We start from the raw sequence: 20,930 nt of genomic DNA, 5'->3' as shown, positions 1-20,930 counted from the left end.
TCCGCATACCGCGTAGACACCAGTAACATCTGCGTCTGGGTCGCGCGCTCAATCATCCTGTCGTTTTACTTGCGTAAAAAAAACTATTCGAGCAAGGAGCACCTGTCCCAAGGTCTCCATCAGGAATTTTGCCCGGCGCCGAACAACCAATAACGGTTGTGGCCCGCCTGTTTGGCCAGATACATGGCCTGGTCGGCGTGGCGCAACAGGGTGTCCGCGTCGTTGTCGTCCAGCGAGTGGAGGACAACGCCGATGCTGGCGGTTACGGTAAGCACATGGTCGCCGAACACATGGGGCGTAGCCAAGGCGTTCAGCAGCCGAGTGACGGCGCCTTGGCATTCTTCCACGCTGTTTAATCCCCCGAACAGCACGACGAATTCATCGCCGCCCAGCCGCGACACCGTGTCGCTGCCACGCACGCAGGTCCGCAGGCGCTCGGCGACGGCGACCAGCAGCTGGTCGCCGACGGCGTGGCCAAGGGTGTCGTTGACTGACTTGAACCCGTCCAGGTCGAGGTAGCAGACCGCCAGAAAAGTCTTTTGGCGTTTGGCCTGAGCGATGGCCAGTTGCAGCCGGTCGGCGAGCAGGGCGCGGTTGGGCAGTTGGGTGAGCGGATCGTGATAGGCCAGCTTTTCCAGGCGGTGCTGGCTGTTCTTGAGTTCGGTGATGTCGGCGAAGATGTTGACGTAGTGGGTGACGCGGCCGGCTTCGTCATGCACCGCCGAGATGCTGGCCATCTCCGCGTACAGCTCGCCGTTCTTCTTGCGGTTCCACAGCTCGCCGGTCCAGAGTCCTTTATCGATCAAGTCTTGCCACAGGATGGCGTAAAATTCGGGATCGTGGCGGCCAGACTGGAGAAAACGCGGGTTTTGGCCGAGCGCTTCATCACGGCTGTAGCCGGTCAGCATGCTGAAAGCGTCGTTGACTTCGATAATGGTGCCGCTGGCATCAGTGACGATGATGCCCTCGTGAGCGTGCTTGAAGACACTGGCGGCCAGCCGCAGCCGTTGTTCGTCCTGACGGCGGGCGCTAATGTCTTCCTTGACCGCGAGATAATGCGCGATGAGCCCGTTCAGATCGCGCACCGGCGCAATGATGGCCCGCTCCCAGTACAGCGAACCATCCTTGCGCCGGTTATGAAGCTCGCCGGTCCAGATGCGGCCCTCGGTGAGGGTTTGCCACAGCCGCCGATAATGGCTCGGCGGCGTCTGGCCCGATTTAAGCAGGCGCGGATTTTGGCCGAGCACCTCCTCGCGACTGTAGCCGGTGACTTGAGTGAAATAGGTATTGACGTATTCAATTCGGGCTTTCAGGTCGGTCAGCACGATGGAGATCGGGATTTGTTCGATCGCCTGATAGAGGCGATGGACGGCTTCCTGCGCCTCGTGGCGCACGGTGATGTTGTGAGCGATGCCGAGTACGCCGAGCCACTGGCCGTCGTTGCCGCGTATCGGCGTTTTGGTGGTTTCCACCAGGGCGCGGTGACCGTCGGGATAGACCAGCCATTCTTCGTTGGTGCGTGACTCGCCGGCCATCAGCGCGGCGCGATCTTTTTCGTGGTAGAAGGCGGTGGTTTCGGCATCCACGAAATCGCCATCGGTCTTGCCGATGATGACCGCCTCGGGAGCGCCATAATAGGTGGCAAAGGCCTGGTTACAGAGAAGAAAACGGCCTTCTGGGTCCTTGATCCAAAGCAGGTCGGGCAGAGCTTCGTAGATCGTGCGCAGCAGGATGCGCTCTTCCGCCACCTGGCGCTGGCTGGCGAGCAATTCGGAGATGTCGCGGCTGACGCTAAGCAGCGCCGGGCGGTCGTTCCACTGGCCGCGCAAGATCCGGGTCTCGACCGGAATCGTCTCGCCGGATCGAGTTTGCAGAGGCACTTGGTACACTCCGCGGCGGCTGGTCGGCATCCTGTTGAGGGCACGCTTGACTTCGGCATGCCGCTCCGATGGGTGAACCGCAAGCAGGTTGCGGCCCTGCAATTCGACCGAGTCGTACCCGAGCAGTCGTTCCACGCTCGGGTTCTGATAGATGATATTGCCGGTTTCGTCGAGCACGAAAACGAAATCGTCGAGCGCTTCGAAGAGGGCCAGCAGATTTTGCCGTTGGATTTTGGCGGCGACCGCGCCGCGCATCCTGAGCAACACCTCGCCCAATTGCAGGGCCAGGGTTTCCAGCGTCCGACAGCTCAGGTCGGGCAGCGTGTCGGCCCGATGGCTGGCGAGGTTGAAACAGGCGACCGTTTGCCCGTCGTGCCGGATCGGCAGGATGGCGACGGCGCGTAGACCTTCCTGTCGGGTGGCCGGCGACAGTTCCATCAGGGCGAGATCACGGAAGCTGTAGCGTGGCTGGCCGGCGTGGGCGATGGCGCCGGGGCGGGAGTCGCGCGGGACCGTGCGTGTCGCCGCCGCGTATTCATCGGAGAGGCCGGCGTGAACGGCCAGCGTCAGATGACCGTCCCGGGGGTCCACAGTGTAGATGCCGCCGCAGTCGATGCCCGGCAGTGTCAGCGCGGCATCGAGAATCGTCCGCATCGCTGCTTCAGGGTCGGCGGTGATCCGTTGCAGCGCCAACAGCAGATCGCGGTGGGTGACCAGCATCTGTTCGGCGTTCCTGCGCTTGCTGACGTCCCACCACAGACCTACCATCAGCCGGGCCGTGCCGGTTTCATGGTGTTGGACGCTGAGGCGGTCGTGAATCCAGATATCGTGGCCGTCGCGGTGGCGGAAGCGGTATTCATGCTCGACCCGATCTTCATGCCGGAGCCGCCGCCGGATCGCCAGCGCGCCCGCCAGGTCGTCGGGGTGAACGTGCGCGGCCCAGAAATCGGTTTGCCACCAGGCTTCCGGCGAGTAGCCCGTGATCCGTTCGAAATCCGGGCTGACGTAGAGCGTTTGCGGGGCGCCGGCGGTTTCGGGAGCAAGTTGCTGCACGTAGGTGGCGGCGGGGATCAGATCGAACAGGGCCGCGAGCTGCTGGATGACGTCGTCCAGGGCGTTACCCAATTGAATCAGTTTTGGGCTGAGGGGGTTGCTGGGCGGGGTCACGAGCAGGCTCCAACGGGTTGCGGCCTTAGCGGCTGTGCAAGAAAACCAACCTATGGATTTGATTGTAGGAGATGGCCGATCCGCTATATATAGCCCACCACGGCCACCCGCAAGTGGTTATATAGTCTATTGATTGGTAAAATTAAAGTTGTTTTTACGCGGCTTTTTAGGGCAGGTGCGGTCGTTCCAGATACTCGTGTGATTGCATTTCCCGCAGGCGGCTGACCGTGCGCTGGAACTCGAACTTCAATTTCTCGCCTTGATACAGATCGAATGGCGAAACGGCGGCGGACAGAATCAGCTTGACGCCGCGATCATAAAACTCGTCCACCAGGTTGATGAAGCGCCGCGCCGGGTTTTCCATCTGCCAATCCATCGCCGGTACGTTGGAAATCAGTACGGTGTGGTAGCAGCGGGCCACTTCAATATAATCGGCGGTGCCGCGCGGCCCATCGCAAATCGCTCGGAAGTTGAACCAGACGATGCCGTCCGCTTCGCGCAGCGTGGGGATGTAGCGGCCCTCGATTTCCACGTCGCCGCCCCGGTGGCCGGGTTCGGGCGCGATGTTGTCGAACACTTCGTTCAGGATCTGTTCGGCCCGTTCGTCCAGCGGCGAGTGATAGATCTCGGCCTTTTCCAGGTAGCGCAGCCGGTAGTCCACCCCACCGTCCACGTTCAGAATATCCAGATGCTGCTTGAGCAACTCGATCGCCGGCAGGAAACGGGCGCGTTGCAGGCCATCCTTGTACAGATCGTCCGGCGGGATGTTGGAGGTGGTGATCAGGGTGACGCCCTGGTTGAACAGCTCCCGCAGCAGGCCGTACAACAGCATGGCATCGGTGATATCGGCGACGAAGAACTCGTCCAGGCAGATCACCCGCGCCTGTTCGGCGAAGCGGCGAGCGACGACGCGCAGCGGGTCCTGCTGGTTTTTCAGCGCCTTCAGTTCGGCGTGGACCGCCCGCATGAAGCTGTGAAAGTGAATACGTTGCTTGCGTTCCAGCGGCAGGGCATCGACGAAGGTGTCCACCAGATAGGTTTTGCCGCGTCCGACCCCGCCCCACAGATACAAGCCGCGCACGGCGGGCGGCGCGGCGGCGGTTTTGTCGCGTCCGGCCAGGCGGGCGAGCAAGCCCGGTTTTTTGCTGACGGCGACCGGTTCCGGCTGGGCCATCAATCGATCGTAGATTTCTTGCAGAAACCGTACCGCTCGTTCCTGAGCGGGATCGTGCTGGAAACCTTCCCGTTGCAGATCCTGGCGATAACGTTCGTAAGGCATGGCGAAACTCGAAAGCGGGTTGTGCTAGTGGCCGGGCAGGGAAAGCGGCTGTCCGGCCGGGTGGCGCTGGGGGAGATATTGGGACCAGTCGCGGCTGGCGTCGCCGAAGGCGAAGAAATCCGGATTGATCAGCACCGGCCGGGCGTTGTAGCGCAGCGGTCGCAACTGCATGTCGGTCAGGTGACCGCCAGCTTCCTCGACGATCGCCTGCGCGGCGGCGGTGTCCCACTCGCCGGTCGGTCCGAAGCGAGGGTACAGGTCGGCCGCGCCTTCGGCGACGAGGCAGGATTTCAGGGCGCTGCCCACGAACAGGTGGCGGTAATCACCGAGCCGTTGCAGGTACTCCTGCAAACGCCGGCTGCGGTAGGATGCCTGGCTGGTGGTGACTCGGATCGATGGCTGGCAAATCCGCGTCGCCTGAATGCGGCGGACCGGCTGGTTTCTCGGTCGCTTGTAGGCGCCGCCGCCGCGCCAGGCGTGATAGCAGACGCCGTCGACCGGCGACAGGATCAGTCCAAACACCGCTTCGTGGTTGTGGATCAGGGCAATATTGATCGTAAACTGGTCGCTGCGCCGGATAAATTCGCGGGTGCCGTCGAGCGGGTCCACCAGCCACAGCCATTCCCAGTGGCTGCGTTCGGCGAAACCGATGTCGGAGGCTTCCTCGGACAGAATCGGGATGTGGGGCGTCAGTTCCTTCAGGCCGCGCAGGATGCAGCGGTGGGCGGCGAAGTCGGCTTCGGTGACCGGACTTTGATCGGGCTTGGCGGTGACGCTGAAGGACCCGGCGTACACGTCCAGAATCCGGCGCCCCGCCTCGCGGGCGATGTCCTGAACCGGTGCCGCCAGAGCGGGCAGGTCGATATCGGGGGCGTCGGTCATGCCGCGGAGAACCTCGGAAGCGTCTGGATTGTATTTTACGTTCATTCTACACAATTTGCGGCCTGAGCCGTTGCCCCATTGGAGTCACTTATGACCATGCGTTTAACCTGGTCACGAATTCAAACGGTCCTGCTCGACATGGATGGCACGCTCTTGGACCTGCGTTTCGACAATCATTTCTGGCGGGAATTGGTGCCGGCGCGCTACGCCGAGCGTCACGGCCTGCCGTTGGCGCGCGCGTGCGCCGAGGTGGCGGACCGAACCCGGCTGGTGGAGGGGACGCTGGCCTGGTATTGCCTGGACTACTGGAGCCGGGAACTGGCGCTGGATATTGTCACCCTTAAGCGCGAGATCGAGCATCTGATCGCCGTACACCCCCATGTCGTGGAATTTCTGGCCGCGCTGCGCGTTGCTGGCAAACGAGTGGTGCTGGTGACCAACGCCCACCCGCGCAGTCTGGCGCTGAAGATGGAAAAAACCCGGTTGGCCGGATACTTCGATGCCATCGTCTGCGCGCACGATCTGGGCCTGGTCAAGGAGCAGCCGGAGTTCTGGCCACATCTGCGCGAACGGGAGCCGTTCGAACCGGTGGCGACGCTGCTGGTGGACGATAACCTGGCGATCCTGCGCACGGCGCGGGCGCAGGGGATCGCCTATCTGGTGTCGGTGCTGCGGCCGGATTCCGCCGAGCCGCCCAAACCGCCGGGCGAGTTTCCGGCGATCCATGATTTTTCCGAGCTGCGGCCGGTCAGTGGCCGAACCGGCGACGGAGCGGATGATAAGATGGGCGTGAGAGGCCCCGGCAGGGCGAAATCCTCCAACCTGCGCTGGTGAAAAACCGCTTGATCCGACAGAAGTGCGGTTTTTTCCATGACTAAGCGGTTTTTTATTGGATTTTCACGAAATTCAATGATGAGCGATCCCCATTCTCCAACTTTTCCACCGCCGGTGACGGATGCTCTGGTCGCTTGCCATGATTGCGATCTGCTCTATCGCAAGCGGCCCCTGCGCGAGGGGGAAAAGGCCCGCTGCGTCCGCTGCGGCGCGCTGCTGTACACCCGCAAGCCGAACAGCATCGAACGCTCGCTGACGCTGGCGCTGGCCGCGCTGATCCTGTTCGTGCTGGCCAACGTCTACCCCCTGCTGGATTTTCAGTTTCAGGGCCGCGCGCAACAGAGTTCGGTGCTTAGCGGCGTTCGGGAACTGTATGCACAGGGCATGTGGGCACTGGCGGTGGTGGTGTTCGTCGCCAGCATCCTGGCGCCGCTGCTGAAGATCCTGGCTCTGCTCTACGTGTTGCTGCCACTGCACTTTGGCCGTCGGCCCTGGTGGATGGCTCAGGTGTTCCGCTGGATCGAAACCCTGCATCCCTGGGCGATGACCGAGGTGTATCTGTTGGGCGTGCTGGTGGCGTTCGTCAAGCTGTCCGATATCGCCACCATCGTGCCGGGGGTGGCGCTGTATTCCTTCGCGGCGCTGATCGTGGCGATGGCCGCCACCGATGCCGCGCTGGAGCCGGAAGCGATCTGGGAACGCCTGGAGACGCGACGATGAATCCCGCTTTGCCCGTCACCGCCGCGCGCGCCGCGCTGGCCCGTTGTCACGCCTGCCACCTGCTGAGCCGGATGAAACCCCTGGCGCCGGGTAGCCACGCCCATTGCCCGCGCTGTGGGGCCGCGCTGCACCTGCGCAAGCCCGACAGTCTGGCGCGCGCCTGGGCGCTGACCCTGGCCGCCTACATCCTCTATATTCCCGCCAACACCCTGCCGATCATGACGGTGGTGTCGATGGGGCATGGCGAGCCGGACACTATCCTCAGCGGGGTGCGGGTGCTGATCGCCGGTGGCCTGTGGCCGCTGGCTCTGCTGGTATTTTTCGCCAGCGTGGTCGTACCGGTGCTGAAGCTGTTGGCGTTGACCTGCCTGCTGATTTCGGTGCAACGCAAATCGCGCTGGCGCCCCAGGGACCGTACCGTTCTGTATCGCATCACCGAGGTGGTCGGGCGCTGGTCGATGATCGACGTATTCATGATTTCCATCCTGGTGGCGCTGGTCAAGCTCGGTGCCATCGCCACGATTGAGCCGGGCGCGGGGGCGCTGGCCTTTGCCGCGGTCGTGGTCGTTACCATGTTCGCCGCCATGAGCTTCGATCCCCGCCTGATCTGGGATGCACTGGAGAACCCCGATGAGCGATAACGACATCCGACACCCAGGCCCGGCTGGGAACGATTACTTGCCCGACGCGGTGGTGGTGGAAAAACGCCGCGGCTTTTCGATCGTCTGGCTGATTCCCCTGGTCGCGGCGCTGATCGGCGCCTGGCTGGCCTACAAGACCCTGAGCGAGCAGGGGCCGATCATTACCCTCACCTTCCGGGAAGGCACGGGTTTGGAAGCGGGTAAGACCAAAATCAAATACAAGGCCCTGGATGTTGGCGTGGTCAAAACCGTCCGCTTCAGTCCGGATCTGTCCCAAGTCATCGTGACGGCGGAGATGAACAAGGAGGTGGCGCGGCACTTGGGCGAAAACAGCCGCTTCTGGGTGGTGCGGCCACGGGTGGGGCTCAGCGGCGTTTCGGGGCTGGAAACCGTGGTGTCCGGAACCTATATCGAAGTGGAGTTCGACGACGGCAACCCGGCCAGGGCATTCACCGGACTCGAACAGCCGCCAGCGATCAGGGCCGACACTCCCGGCCACCGCTATCTACTGCTGACCGACCAGTTGGGCTCGATCCAGCGGGGTTCACCGATCTATTTCCGCGACATTCAGGTGGGTGAGGTGCTGACGACCCAGTTGGCCGAAGACAACCGGAACGTGCTCGTGCATGTGTTCGTGAACGCGCCTTACGATCGCCTGGTGCGCGACCAGAGCCGATTTTGGAAAACCAGCGGTTTCGAGGTCTCGCTCGGCGCGCAGGGTATCGACGTGCGAATGGAATCGCTGCTGTCCGTGCTGCTGGGCGGCATCGCCTTCGACGCGCCGGAGCACGACGAGGCGGGTTCGGCGAGCCGGGACGGTGCTCAGTTCCGGCTGTACGATAGTTTTAGCGATATCGCCGAATCGTCCTATACCCGCCGCGATTCCTACATGATGAATTTCGAGGGTTCCGTGCGGGGCTTGAGCGTGGGCGCGCCCGTGGAGGTTCGCGGCCTCAAGATCGGCAAGGTGACCGAGGTAAAGCTCGATATCGACCTGAAGACCGGCAACATTCGCGTGCCGGTGGCCGTGGAGCTGGAACTGGAGCGGATTTTGCCCCCGGACCTGATGAAGCAATTTGATGAAACCTACGGCACGCTCCGCGCGGAAGGCCGCCGGCCCGGCATGGAGCATATGGTCAAGCGCGGGCTGCGAGCGCAGTTGAGAACGGGCAGTCTGCTGACCGGCCAACTGTTCGTCGAGTTGGATTTCTATCCCGACAGCCCGCCGCTGGAACTGGTGTACGGTGGGCCGTATCCCGAGATTCCAACGGTACCGGGTGCGCTGGAAGCCTTCCAGAAGACCGCCCTGGATATCCTGGATAAACTGCGCAAGCTGCCCCTGGAGCAGATTGCCAACGAACTGCTGGGGACGATGCAGGGCGCCAACCGGCTGGTCAACGCCCCGGAATGGCGGGCGGCGATCCGCTCTTTGGACGCGACCCTGAAGGATGTACGGACGCTGGCGCAAACCGCCGACCGGCAGGTGGCCGCGCTGGCTTCCGATGTGGGGAAAACCCTGGGGACGGTCCGAAACACCCTGGAAAGCGTCGATCCCGAGGCGCCGCTGATGGTCGATCTTGGCAACATGCTGGAGGAACTGGCGGCGGCGGCTCGCTCCATCCGCACCTTGAGCGACCATTTAGACCGCCATCCCGAATCCCTGCTATACGGCAAGGGCGGACCCGGAGCGAAAAAATGAACGATTGGCTAGTGAGGGTGGCGCGCACGGCGCTGATGGGCGGACTGTTGGTGCTGGCGGGGTGCGCCGGCAGCGAACCGGTGCGCTACTATGTATTGAGCGCGGCGTCAGAGGCCGCGCCGGCGGGACCGGGCGGCGCGGCAACTCGGGACATTGCGGTTGGGGTCGGTCCCGTGGAATTGCCGGAATATCTCGACCGGCCTCAGATCGTGACCCGAACCAGCCGGAACGCGCTGAATATGGCCGATTTCGACCTCTGGGCCGAGTCCCTGAAGGACAACACGGTCCGGGTGCTGGCCGAAAATCTGGCGGCGCTGCTGCCGAGCCAGCGGGTGTCCATATACCCCTGGAAGCGGGCGACGCCGATCGACTATCAGGTCGCCGTCCAAGTCACCCGGTTCGACCGCCTGGAAAATGGGGAGAGCGTGCTTGCCGCGCGCTGGCGCGTGCTCGATGGCGGTGGCAGGGAGCTGCTGTCGCGGACATCGAGCTACCGGGAGACTTCGGCCGGGCCGGACTACGCGGCGACGGTGGCCGCCATGAACCAGAATCTGGAAGCGTTTAGCCGCGATGTTGCGTTGAGGATTGGCGAGTTGTCGAACGGCTCCGGCCGCTGACGGTGGCCCGCCGGGCGGCTCGCGCTTGTTCCAAGCGGTTCCGCCGGCCGTTTGAACGGTCGGCGACGGCGGGAGGAATGCGGTCATGCACGAACTTCAGCCCGGACAAAATCGCCCGATCGGCAACGGTCGAGTCGCCGTCGGCGTCGCCGGCGAGCCACGCGAGGAGTTTGCCGCCAGAACCCAGGCGGGCGCGCTGCTGCTGGCCGCCGACGGCCGGATTCTCGACCCCAACGACCTGGTAAGCGCCGAGCAGCCGCGTTCCCGCGATGGATCGGTGACGTTCGCCGAGCCGCCGGGCGAATTCCGGATGGACCTGGACGCCGTGCCGGCGGCGGCGGCCCGAATCGCCATCGTGCTGGCGGTCCGGCCCGGATTGGGGCCAGGGACGACTTTCGGGGTGTTTGCCGCGATTCGAAGCTGGCTGGCGGACGCGGCGGGTCAACCGCTGCTGGTTTTTCCGCTGCCGCTGGCCAGCCGCGGTGAAACCGCCATGATCCTGGCGGAACTGTACCGTCACCAGGGGCAATGGAAATTCCGGGCGGTGGGGCAGGGGTTCGCGGCGGGTCTACCGGCGCTGGCGGCGCATTTTGGCCTGCGCCTGCCGGAACCCGCGCCGGATGAACGTCCCGCCGGCGGACCTGGGTCGCGGCGCGAGCCGGCGCGGCCGGGTGCTCCCGCTTCGTTCAGCGGTACCGGATTCTGCGTGCATCCGGAAGGCTACGTGCTAACCAACCATCATGTCATCGAGGGCGCAAGCGAAATCCTGGCTCGTTCGCCACGCCAGCGTTGTCGGCTGGAGCCGGTGTTCACCGACCCGACCAACGATCTGGCACTCCTGCGATCCGATACTCCTCTGCCCGGCGTGGCGGTATTCCGCGCAGGGGCACCGGCCCGCCTGGGTGAGACGGTGATCGTGGTCGGCTATCCGCTGGGTGGCCTGCTCGGGTCGGGGCCACAGGTGACCACCGGCAACGTCAGCTCTTTGATCGGCCCCGGCGACGATACCCGCGCCCTGCAATTCACCGCGCCCACTCAGGCCGGCAACAGCGGCGGACCGCTGCTGGACGGCGACGGCGCGGTGGTGGGCGTGGTCAGTTCGAAGCTGAACGTGGTTCGAGTGCATGAGATGACCGGCGACATCCCGCAGAACGTCAATTTCGCCATTAAATCGGCCTTGGCACGCGGGTTTCTGGAAGCGGTCGGGGTGGATTATCAGAGCCGCGCGCCGCGTTCCTCCCGTCTCACCGCCGACATTGCCGCCGAAGCCCGCGATTTCGTGCTCAAGATCGAGTGCCGGGAATAGATTCAGACCCGCGGGTCTGAATCCTGTGTAGATCGGCTGGAACGCCATCGGATTTATTGGCGTTGTGACAACAGAATGAGCATTTCCTGTGCTTGGGGAATCAATCTTTTGGAAACCAGGAATAATCTTATTTTTTTATTTAATAAGTATTTCGAAATTATTTCAGCGGATACACAGGAGCACCTACAGAAATGCTGGCGGCTGCGATACCAGGTCTATTGCCTGGAAGCGAAGATTCCTGGATTTCATCCTGAGCATTACTCGGAAGGTCTGGAACGTGATCGCTATGACGAACATTCCGTACATAGTTTGATTGTCCACAGGCCCAGCGGCTCTATCGCGGGTACAGTAAGAGTAATACTGCCGATGCCAAGGAATTTGGACGCACGATTCCCAGTCGAGGAATATGCGGGTAATGCATTTTACCCGGACAATTTATCCCTGAAAAATCTTAACCGTTCGCGGCTCGGTGAGATCTCACGGCTGATTATAGCTCCAGAATTCCGGATGCGAAAAGGAGAAACCTTGAGCAAGCTTGGTATAGCGGAGAGCGCTGAATATCCTGCTGGTAAAGGTCAGGATTCCGGTGAGAAAATGCAGCGCAGACATTTTCCTCATACGATTCTTGGTTTATTTATAGCTATCGTGCGCATGAGTGCCAAGCATAATTTGACTTATTGGTATGCGGGGATGGAGCCGGTTTGCGCGAGATTGCTTCAAACTTTCGGTATTCGTTTTGCACCGATTAGCCCTGTCATTGATTATTATGGTTCTTGTCGAAGTTATCTGGGAAATATTTCAGATGTCTTAAAAGAAGTTTATCGGACCAACCCAGAAATATGGGTTTTATTAACTAATGATGGCGCGCTTTTCCCGCATTCTGGGTGTCTTTAATTATATCTGTGCTAGTTTATAAGATAAATCAATTTTCATGAGCCTGATTCCTTGCGGTTCTTGCTGTATTTAATATTGATGGGCTAATATTAATAATCTTTAGGGGGAATTATCAATCGCGCTTTACGGTTATTATTAGGGATTCTCGCTATTTTCCTTGCTAGTGAGGCAGTATCTATAGAGGAGTCACCAGTTGTTGTCGTTAATTCGGCAGCTCACTCCAAGACTTTTTTTTCGAAAAGTGCACTCAGGGCTATTTTTGGAATGCGCCTGAGAAAATGGGAGGATGGCTCGCCGATCAGGGTTTTTGTAATGCCTGATGAACATCCTTTACATATTGCATTCTCAAAGCATATTCTTAATGTTTTTCCCTATCAATTACGTGCCGCATGGAATCGGTTAGTATTTTCAGGTATGGGGGAAGAACCAATTATAGTAAAATCTGAAAAAAAAATGCGCGCGATTGTAAGCTCAACGCCTGGCGCCATAGGTTATTTGAGTAGGTCGATGATCGATGGATCTGTTAAACCTATCCTTGGTAATTAGTTGGGAGATCAACAAAAAATTTCCTTATATTACGCACGGGGAGGCTTTTTTGTCAATACGGCACGAAAGATGAATAAAATAATATTAATCGATCGATTGTACCGCAGCTTTAGTGTGATAGTCTTTGCTATGATTCCTATAATATCCAGTTGGGCCATGGTTGGATTGTTTTATATTAGCATTTTTCTAATAGTATCTGAACGAGTATTAGCTATCGAGTTGAGCGAGGATATTCAAGTACATGGATTCTTAACCCAAGGGTACTTTCTAACGTCGGATAATAATTTTTTTGGAACGAGCAGCTTAGGAGGGAGTTTCAACTTTACTGAAGCTGGATTAAATGCTTCTTGGACACTTAATGCCGATCTGCGACTGGCGGGACAGGTGTTGTTTCGACATGCTGGAGTCGGGCACCAGCATGATGTGGAATTAGATTTTGGTGTGGTCGATTATACTGCTTTTTCAACGGATGATTATCGTGTTGGAGTAAGTTTTGGGCGCTTTAAAATCCCATTTGGTTTGTATAACGATACTCGTGATGTAATTTTTACTCGACCGACAATATTATTGCCCCAATCTATCTACCAAGAACGTACTCGAGACTTGGCTATCTCTGCGGATGGTGGGATTTTTTATGGCGAATATCGAAGTAATTGGGGGGATTTGTTCTTAGAACTCGGAGCAGGGATACCTAGAGGTGCTAGCTTGGATTCCGAATTAGCTATTTTTGGATTTGATTATCCGGGAAACACTACTTCAAAGATGTCGTACATTGGTCGTCTAAGGTATGACATTGATGGTGGAAAATATCGTATGGCTATCAGTTCCGCGCGCGTAGATACTCGCTACAATCCAAAATTTCTTCCACCTGATGACTTTATGGCGCTAAAAGATATATTTACCCCAGTAATTTTTTCGGTACAATATAATAGAGAAAAATTGAGTCTTACAGCAGAATATGCGATTCGCGGTATTCAAGAGACTGTTAATGATGGTTCATTGGATTTAGATATTTCTGGTGAAAGTTATTACTTGCAGGCACTATACAGGTTTGATCGAAATTGGCAGGCTATTTTTCGTTATGATGTCCTTTATAATAATCGTGATGATAAAAATGGGTGGCAGTACCAGTATTTAACTGGCAAGCCAAATTACACACAATTTGCTAAGGATTGGACATTTGGGCTTCGCTATTATTTAAATTCATCTTTTTTGATCGCCGCTGAATACCATTATGTCAATGGTACTGCCTGGTTACCGCTTCAGGATAATCCTGATTCTAGTATTTTGAAGCAACGATGGCATATGTTTTCCTTGGCAGTCGGTTATCAATTTTAAATATCGATTCTGAGAACTCACGGTTCGCTTAAGCGAAGATCGACTTTTGAGAATTGAAAGTGTCAGGTAATATGGACATCTGGTAGGCGTTCCGCAGCCCCTCACCGATGACGGGGAGCGCGGTGCAGACCGGAACTAACCCATTAAATCGCTTGGGCTCCTCACCTAACGGTCATGTCGTTGGGGAACGTCGCCCCGGACGATGAAAGTCGGTACTTTCATGGCAACCCGCCGCCAGCGGGCCATAACGATCACCGGTCCCCCGAATGCTGGACGAGATCATCCGCCTGATTAAAGTCGAACGCGTCGACGACCTCCCGGTCGTGTTGGCCCAAGTCTACCAGATGCAACTTCCAGCCCTGCTCGATCGATTCTATCCGACCCATGGCCACTGGAAGGGCGACTTGAGTTTGGGCGACGTGGTGGCGGTGTGGCTGACCTTCATCGTCTCGGAGGGCGATCACTGCCTGTCTCATGTCCAGCCTTGGGTGGAGGCGCACCTCGATACCTTGACGGTGTGTTTGGGCAAGCCGGTACGCCCGCTGGATCTGAGCGATGATCGGTTGGCCAACATCTTGGATCGGTTAGCTGACGCCGCGACCTGGGCCGAGTTGGAAACCGCGCTGAACGGGACGGTGCTGCGGGTTTATGAGGTGGGCGGCGACCGGGTACGGCTCGACAGCACCTCGGCCAAAACCTATGCCGGGGTCAGTGAGGGGGGCTGTTTCAGTTCGGGCATAGTCAAGATCATCGGCCGGACTTGCCGCAAGTCAAGATCAGCCTGTCGGTGCTCGACGCTCTGGGCTTGCCGTTGACGACCACCGTGGTGAGTGGGAACGGCGCGGATGACCCCTTGTACGTGCCCGAGCTTCAGCGGGTCCAGGCCACCTTGGGGGCTGGCGGCAAGACCTACATCGGCGACGGCAAAATGGGGGCCTTGGCGACCCGGGCCTGGATCGCCCGGAGTGGCGACTATTATTTGTGCCCCCCTGGGGGGTAAGCAAATGCCGGAGGACACCCTGGACGCCCTGCTGGCGCCGGTGTTCGGCGGCGCCCAGCCCCTGGAGCCGGTCTACGAGCCGGACCCGGACCCGGACCCCACCACCCCACCCCGGCTGATCGCCGAGGGTTATACGGTGGTGGTTGACTTGGCGGCTACGGTGGAGGGCCGGCCGGTGACGTGGCGGGAACGGCGGCTGGTGGTGCGGTCGGTGGCCCAGGCGACCCGGCAGACCCAGGCGCTTGACGCCCGCCTGCAGCGGGCGGTAGCAGACATTCACCGCCTCAACGAGCGCAAACAAGGCAAGAAAATTCTGGAAGCTCCCGCGCTGAGCGCCACCGCCGAGCAGATTCTGGCCGAGCAGCGGGTGGTGGGCCTGATCCATCTCGACCTCGAGACCACCACGCAAGTGATTCCCCAGCGCCGCTATGGCGCGCGTCCGGCCACCTGCCGGGTGCAGCACCAGAGCACGATTCGGGCGCGGATCGACCCGCTGGCCGTCGCGGCGGCCCGGCAGCGGCTGGGCTGGCGGGTCTACGCCACCAACCACGCGACCCTGACGGTCGAGACCGCCGTCCACGCCTATCGGGGGCAGTATCTGATCGAACGGAGTTTTGGCCGTCTCAAAGGCCGGGCGCTGGCGATCACGCCCTTGTTCCTGCAAACCGATGCGCGGGTGGAGGGCTTGATCCGCCTGTTGAGCTTGGCCTTGCGCGTGTTGGTTCTGGTCGAATTCGTGGCGCGCCGGTGCCTGGCCACCACCCCGGAGCCGATCGCCGGCCTCTATCCGGGGCAGCCCGACCGGGCTACGGCGTCGCCCACCGCCGAATCGCTGTTGCGCGCCTTTCGGGGCATCAGCTTGAGCGTCGTGGCGATCGCCGGCCAGGTCCGCGCGCTGCTGTCGCCGCTCAGCGCTCTGCAGCACCGCATACTCACACTGCTCGGCTGGTCGGCAGAAATCTACGAGCGACTGATGGCGCATTTTCTAAAACCAGCCCTCGTTTTGAGCGAACCGTGAGTGAGAAGCTGTACAAAAACTCAATTACCTAAGCTGCCTCTAAAGCCTGTCCATTACACACATCTTGAACGGCAGGGCCGCCGCCCCCATCTAGTGAGGTAGACACAGATGAGGGGTATAAGGTGATGGCGGAGACGGTAGCGGCGGCGGTCAGTTGGGCGGCGGCGGAGTTGGGCGGGGCGAACTTGGGGATGCACGACTGAACCGGCGGCTGGTGCGGGTGGCGGAACGCCTGGGGGCGCAACCCGGCGCCAGCATTCCGGTGGCCTGCGGCGGCTGGGCGGAGACGCAGGCGGCGTATCGGTTGCTGGCCCATGAGGCGGTCACGTGGGAGCAGGTGCTCGCGCCGCACGGGGACGGTAGTGTCGAGCGGATGCGTCGCCAGCCGGTGGTCTTGTGCGTGCAGGACAGCACGGAGTTGGACTCTACCGCCCCGCCGGGCATCGCCGGACTGGGGCCGCTGAGCGACCTGCGGCAGCATGGGCTGTACGTCCATCCCACTCTGGCGGTCACCCCGGACGGCGTGCCGCTGGGGGTGCTGGACGCCTGGCTGTGGACCCGCGACCGGGAAACCTTCGGCGAAGACAAGCGCCATTGGCCGATCGAAGCCAAGGAGAGCATGCGCTGGCTGGAAGGCTTCGAACGCTGCGCCGAACTGGCCACGCGCCTGCCCGACACCCGCTTGGTCTACGTCGCCGACCGGGAATGCGACATTCACGAGTTCATGGTCCGGGCGCAACGGGCGCCGGGAATCGACTGGCTGATCCGGGCCACCCACAACCGCTGCCTGGCCGAGGGCGACAAGCTGTGGGACCGGCTGGCGCAGGCCCCGGTGTTGGGCGAGGTCACGTTCACCCTCCCGGCCCGGCCGAACCGGCCGAGCCGGCCGGTGGTGCTGACGGTGCGGGCCGAACGGGTCACCCTGCACCCGAAAGGGGGCAAACCGGTGACGGTCACCGCGCTGCGGGCACGGGAAGAGTCCCCGCCGGCCGGGGTCGAACCGCTCGACTGGCGGTTGCTGACCAACCGCGCGGCCGACACCCTGGCCCAGGCGGCCGAATGGATCCAGTGGTACGGAGCTCGTTGGAGTATCGAGGTTTTTTCCGAATCTTGAAAACCGGCTGCCGGGTGGAAGCCTTGCAACTCAGCACCCGGGAGCGGCTGGAACCGGCCCTGGCCGTGTACCTGATCATCGCTTGGCGGATTCAGTACCTGACCGTGCTGGGGCGGACCACCCCCGAGCTGCCCTGTGACGCCGTGCTGGACCCGGCCGAATGGCAGGCCGTTGACGTCGCCATCCACCGCCGGCCCCCGCCGGCGATCCCGCCGCCGCTGCCCGCCATGCTCGGCTGGATCGCCCGCCTGGGCGGCTATTTGGGGCGCAAGTGCGACGGTCCCCCCGGCCCCCAGGCCCTGTGGATCGGCTTGCAGCGGGCACGCGACCTCGCTTGGGGGATGCACTTGGCTTCTGATCTCCATGCCCACTCAATCAGTTAGACGATGTGTGTAATGGACAGCATCCTTGAGGGTGTCCTGGAATTCCACCGGCATCTTGAACGCTTGGGCGGTTTGGCGTTGCAGGGGCTGAACCTGTGGTGCCTTGTCCGTCGCCGCCTTTTCCGCTACCTTTTTTTCCATTGGTGGGGTTGGGATAGGCGCCACATCGAACCACTCATATGCCCAATACAGGCCAGCGGTGCCCAGAGCCCCTAACACGAACATGACCAGGAGTTTTCTCCAAATTACTCGGTGGGGGGACGAGACTTCTACCTTGTGGGTGGCTTCTGCCTTACGAGCTTCCTCGGCTTTGCGGGCTTCTTCGGCCTGACGCACTGCTTCCGCCTGGCGTCGGGCTTTTTCGGCGTGTACTTTCAAAATCTCGGCCACTACGGTCCGAACTTTCAGACTTCAATGGTTCGGACAGTTTTGAAACCGACAATCAAACAGTTAGCTCCAGCAGGGCGGATTAAATTAAACTCAGGCCAATCCCTGAGTTTAATAAAATAACCTGTTGATTTTGCTTGGCTCGTGACTGCTGTTCGAAGCTCTGAATTTTCAGAGGGTTCCATCAATCGATGCGGCCAAGACGAAAACAGAAACTGTCCGAACTATTGTTATAATTCGGTTGGATTATTTCATAATCCAACCAGCGGTTGAGAAATAAACCATCCGCCGCCTTACAATGAATGGACAACCGGTGGACAACGGGCAAAAGAAAAGTGGTTAGGCTTTTGCCTAACCACTTGTTTTTATTGGTGGGCCGTGTGCGGCTCGAACGCACGACCAACAGATTAAAAGTCTGCTGCTCTACCAACTGAGCTAACGGCCCTGAAAGGGGCTGACAATCTTACAAAATTCCACCAAATTCGCAAGTCTCGATTGCCTGATAAGCCGAGCCGAAATGAATTCGATGGTTACATGGTAGGCCAAGCCTCGTGCCCGCGCGGGTGCGCAAGCACGGTCCTGGCCGGTGCGTTCGAACCCGGCGCTAGCGCAAGGATTGCAGACGCCGTTCGGCAAGACGGGCCGCCTGGGTGTTGGGATAAGCCTGCACCAGTTTCTGCAACACCTCCCGTGCCCGATTGGTGTCGCCCGTCTCTCCATAGATGTAGCCCAGCTTGAGCAGTGCATCCGGCAGTCGCGCGCTTTCAGGATAACGCACCCCCAGATTGATAAACGCCTCCTTGGCCGCGCCGTAATCCCGGCTGAGATAGTACGACTCGCCCAGCCAATACTGCGCGTCGCCCGCCCGATCACTGTCCGAATATGTGTTCAGGAACCCCTGGAATCCAGCGATGGCCCGCGCGTGGCGGCCCTCGCGCAATTCCCCCAGCGCCGCATCGAAATCAGCTTGCGCGCCTCCCGCCGCCGTCGAGGGCATCGTTCGAGTGACCGACGGCGCGGTCGTGGCGGTTGGCGGCGTGGTTGGAGCAGGCTGACCGTGGGCCGGGGGCGGCGGCTCCGCTTGCGGCGGGATGGCCGCCCCCGGCGGAGAGGTGGGCGGCGCATAACTCCGCGCATTTTCCTGCTGGAGTTGATCGAATTGATGGCGGTAGACCTCCAATTCCCCACGGATTTGTCGGACCTCCGCCTCCAACTGTTCGATACGCCGCAGCAACTCCAAGGTCAGCGTGCTATCCGGCATATTCTGAGTGCGGCCAGCGCCGGGCAGCGTCAAGCCACCCAACACCAGCAAGGCCAGCCACGAAAAACGGGGTCTAGGCATGAACGCGCACCTCATCAGTAGATGATTTCCACACGCCGGTTCAACGCATAGCTGCGCTCACTTTGTCCGGGGGCGGCCGGCCGTTCCTCGCCAAAGCTGACGACCCGGATCTGCTGGGGCGAGACTCCCATGGCGATCATGGTCTGACGCACCGCATTGGCACGGCGCTCGCCCAGGGCAATATTGTATTCGCGACTGCCGCGATCGTCGGTATGCCCTTCCAACTGAGTGATAATTTGTGGGTTTTTAATGAGGGAACGTGCGTTATTTTCGATAATCGTCCGGCTCTCGGGCACTACATCCACGCTGTCGTAGCTGAAATAGACGATGCGGTCGGCCGAAGCTACGCCGCCGCTTATATCCGCGACCGCCTGAGCGGGTTGCCCGCCGGCCTGAGCGGCGGCGGTGGTGGTGGCACCGCTGGTATCGAAAGTGTCGTAGGTATCGAGGCTCGGCGCCTGGCCGTAGGGATAGCTGTACACTTCCTGCCCCGGTTGGGCTGTGACTCCCGGCTGGGTAGCCGCATCCGGCTGAGCCGCCGCCGTCTGCTCCTGGTCGGTGTTCTCACCGGTTGCGGCGCAACTGGCCAACAGGGCGAGCGCGGTGGCGGCAATCAACATACGAACTAAGTTTTGCATCACGGATTCCTCCCTCAACTTTGGTCAACAACATCGAAATCATCGGCCATAAGGCGCCCAAGCGGCGTCGCGCGCATTGCCCCGCAAGACGATCTCTTGTGAGGCGCCGCCATCCACCGAGACCGTCGCCACACCATGGCCATTGGCATAAATAATGGTCTTGCCGTTCGGTGCAAAGCTGGGCGACTCGTCCGAACCACCGGGAGTCAAGACCCGGAACTGGCGCGTCTGCGAATCCAGCACGGCAATGTAAAAGCGACTGCCGCGCTGGTGCACCATCGCAATATAGCGACCGTCGGGCGAAACCGTCGGCCGTGCGTTGTAATTACCCTGGAAGGTTAGCCGCTGCGGCGAACCACCACCGGGGCCGATCCGGTAAAGCTGCGGTGAGCCACCCCGGTCCGAGGTAAAAACGATGCTGCCGTCGGGTAACCAAACCGCCTCGGTATCGATGGAACTGCTACTGGTGAGACGGACCGGGTACTGGCTGGCCAGGTCGAGAGCATAGATTTCCGGGTTGCCGTCCTGGGACAGCGTGAATACCAGCCGCCGGCCGTCTGGCGACCAGGACGGCGCGCCGTTGATGCCGGGAGCGGCGGACACCGAGCGGCGAGCGCCGCTATAGACATCCTGGACGATAATCTGCGCCCGTCGCCCTTCGAATGACACATAAGCCAGCCTGGAGCCGTCCGGCGACCAAGCCGGCGACATAATGGGCTGACTGGACCGCAGAATGACTTGTGGGTTATGCCCGTCGGCGTCGGAGACCACCAAATAATAGGCGCCGCGACCGAAAGCCACATAGGCGATGCGAGTTCCGGCCAGCCCCTTTTCGTTGGTGAGTTTTTCGTAAATGAGATCGCTGATGCGGTGAGCCACCGCCCGCAATTGATTCGCCGGCACGTCGAAGGACAGGTTCAACAACTGAGCGCCCTGGGCGCCGGTCAGTTGAAACTGCACGATGTAACCCCGCGAACCGCCCGGCGCAGCCTGTCCGACGACGGCGTAGTCGGCTTGATCCGTCAAGGATTGCGGCGCGAACTTGCCCGTTCGTTTCAGGTCGGTGGCAACAATGCTGGCGATGTTCTCGGGTGCCCGCCCTCCGAAGGGCATGATGGCAATGGGGATGCTACTGCCTCCCACTCCCTTGGTGATATCCAGGTTTATTTGGGCGTGGGCGGTGGCAAGGCTGAACATGCTGGCCAATACGATTGCCAACCAAGTTATTTTTTCAATTAATTTCAA

Annotated in this window: 19 protein-coding genes, 1 tRNA gene and 1 pseudogene; 13 read left to right on the top strand and 8 right to left on the bottom strand. The window is 60.3% G+C overall.

All coding sequences use genetic code 11. The features are described 5' to 3' along the window. Positions 1–119: 119 nt before the first annotated feature. The 3 genes from IPM89_12615 to cysQ form a co-directional block, all read right to left on the bottom strand. Positions 120–3,047, bottom strand: coding sequence for a PAS domain S-box protein (locus IPM89_12615; GenBank protein QQS53693.1), 2,928 nt, complete (start codon positions 3,045–3,047; stop codon positions 120–122). A 166-nt stretch (positions 3,048–3,213) separates the two neighbouring features. Next, positions 3,214–4,326 carry an AFG1 family ATPase gene (locus IPM89_12610; GenBank protein QQS53692.1) on the bottom strand — a complete coding sequence of 371 codons (1,113 nt, stop codon included), beginning with the start codon at positions 4,324–4,326 and terminating at the stop codon, positions 3,214–3,216. A gap of 24 nt (positions 4,327–4,350) precedes the next feature. Beyond that, positions 4,351–5,208, bottom strand: a complete 858-nt coding sequence (gene cysQ, locus IPM89_12605; GenBank protein ID QQS53691.1) for a 3'(2'),5'-bisphosphate nucleotidase CysQ — start codon at positions 5,206–5,208, stop codon at positions 4,351–4,353. A 90-nt stretch (positions 5,209–5,298) separates the two neighbouring features. Between cysQ and yrfG the strand changes: the two genes are divergently transcribed. From yrfG to IPM89_12540, 13 genes and pseudogenes are all read left to right on the top strand, one after another. Further along, positions 5,299–6,042 (top strand): GMP/IMP nucleotidase, encoded by a 744-nt coding sequence (gene yrfG, locus IPM89_12600; protein QQS53690.1) that lies wholly within the window; start codon positions 5,299–5,301, stop codon positions 6,040–6,042. Between the two features lie 75 nt (positions 6,043–6,117). Further along, positions 6,118–6,762 (top strand): paraquat-inducible protein A, encoded by a 645-nt coding sequence (locus IPM89_12595; GenBank protein ID QQS53689.1) that lies wholly within the window; start codon positions 6,118–6,120, stop codon positions 6,760–6,762. Beyond that, complete coding sequence (locus IPM89_12590) at positions 6,759–7,403, top strand: paraquat-inducible protein A (protein ID QQS53688.1); 645 nt, start codon at positions 6,759–6,761, stop codon at positions 7,401–7,403. Before IPM89_12595 ends, IPM89_12590 begins: the two co-directional genes overlap by 4 nt. After that, a complete protein-coding gene (locus IPM89_12585) occupies positions 7,393–9,102 on the top strand; it encodes an MCE family protein (protein QQS53687.1) in 1,710 nt (569 codons plus the stop codon). Before IPM89_12590 ends, IPM89_12585 begins: the two co-directional genes overlap by 11 nt. Further along, complete coding sequence (locus IPM89_12580; protein QQS53686.1) at positions 9,099–9,719, top strand: membrane integrity-associated transporter subunit PqiC; 621 nt, start codon at positions 9,099–9,101, stop codon at positions 9,717–9,719. The genes IPM89_12585 and IPM89_12580 overlap by 4 nt, the downstream gene beginning before the upstream one ends. 85 nt (positions 9,720–9,804) lie before the next feature. Beyond that, positions 9,805–11,025: a trypsin-like peptidase domain-containing protein gene (locus tag IPM89_12575; GenBank protein ID QQS53685.1), complete on the top strand. Its 1,221-nt coding sequence runs from the start codon at positions 9,805–9,807 to the stop codon at positions 11,023–11,025. Between the two features lie 75 nt (positions 11,026–11,100). Further along, complete coding sequence (locus IPM89_12570) at positions 11,101–11,919, top strand: PEP-CTERM/exosortase system-associated acyltransferase (GenBank protein ID QQS53684.1); 819 nt, start codon at positions 11,101–11,103, stop codon at positions 11,917–11,919. A gap of 108 nt (positions 11,920–12,027) precedes the next feature. Further along, positions 12,028–12,465, top strand: coding sequence for a substrate-binding domain-containing protein (locus tag IPM89_12565; protein ID QQS55914.1), 438 nt, complete (start codon positions 12,028–12,030; stop codon positions 12,463–12,465). Positions 12,466–12,534: 69 nt separating this feature from the next. Then, positions 12,535–13,803 carry a hypothetical protein gene (locus tag IPM89_12560; GenBank protein ID QQS53683.1) on the top strand — a complete coding sequence of 423 codons (1,269 nt, stop codon included), beginning with the start codon at positions 12,535–12,537 and terminating at the stop codon, positions 13,801–13,803. Between the two features lie 266 nt (positions 13,804–14,069). Further along, positions 14,070–14,618 (top strand): DUF4277 domain-containing protein, encoded by a 549-nt coding sequence (locus IPM89_12555; GenBank protein ID QQS53682.1) that lies wholly within the window; start codon positions 14,070–14,072, stop codon positions 14,616–14,618. Further along, positions 14,591–14,803, top strand: coding sequence for a hypothetical protein (locus IPM89_12550; protein QQS53681.1), 213 nt, complete (start codon positions 14,591–14,593; stop codon positions 14,801–14,803). The genes IPM89_12555 and IPM89_12550 overlap by 28 nt, the downstream gene beginning before the upstream one ends. 4 nt (positions 14,804–14,807) lie before the next feature. Next, complete coding sequence (locus IPM89_12545) at positions 14,808–15,821, top strand: transposase (protein QQS53680.1); 1,014 nt, start codon at positions 14,808–14,810, stop codon at positions 15,819–15,821. A gap of 154 nt (positions 15,822–15,975) precedes the next feature. Next, positions 15,976–17,318 (top strand): annotated as a pseudogene (locus tag IPM89_12540) (IS4 family transposase). Here IPM89_12540 and IPM89_12535 read toward each other — a convergent pair. The 5 genes from IPM89_12535 to tolB all read right to left on the bottom strand — a co-directional run bounded on the left by IPM89_12535 (position 17,307) and on the right by tolB (position 20,882). Beyond that, complete coding sequence (locus IPM89_12535; protein QQS55990.1) at positions 17,307–17,708, bottom strand: hypothetical protein; 402 nt, start codon at positions 17,706–17,708, stop codon at positions 17,307–17,309. The pseudogene IPM89_12540 and the gene IPM89_12535 sit on opposite strands and share 12 nt — an antisense overlap. A 366-nt stretch (positions 17,709–18,074) precedes the next feature. Then, positions 18,075–18,150, bottom strand: a tRNA-Lys gene (locus IPM89_12530). A 159-nt stretch (positions 18,151–18,309) separates the two neighbouring features. After that, positions 18,310–19,047 carry a tol-pal system protein YbgF gene (gene ybgF, locus IPM89_12525; protein ID QQS53679.1) on the bottom strand — a complete coding sequence of 246 codons (738 nt, stop codon included), beginning with the start codon at positions 19,045–19,047 and terminating at the stop codon, positions 18,310–18,312. A gap of 14 nt (positions 19,048–19,061) precedes the next feature. After that, on the bottom strand, positions 19,062–19,685 hold the full coding sequence (gene pal / locus IPM89_12520; GenBank protein ID QQS53678.1) for a peptidoglycan-associated lipoprotein Pal: 624 nt from the start codon (positions 19,683–19,685) through the stop codon (positions 19,062–19,064). A 39-nt stretch (positions 19,686–19,724) separates the two neighbouring features. Further along, positions 19,725–20,882: a Tol-Pal system beta propeller repeat protein TolB gene (gene tolB, locus IPM89_12515; GenBank protein QQS55913.1), complete on the bottom strand. Its 1,158-nt coding sequence runs from the start codon at positions 20,880–20,882 to the stop codon at positions 19,725–19,727. Positions 20,883–20,930 lie beyond the last annotated feature (48 nt).

It is taken from the genome of Candidatus Competibacteraceae bacterium (assembly GCA_016699715.1).
In the GTDB taxonomy this organism is placed as follows: Bacteria; Pseudomonadota; Gammaproteobacteria; order Competibacterales; family Competibacteraceae; genus Competibacter.
This window is presented reverse-complemented; position numbering and strand designations above follow the sequence as displayed.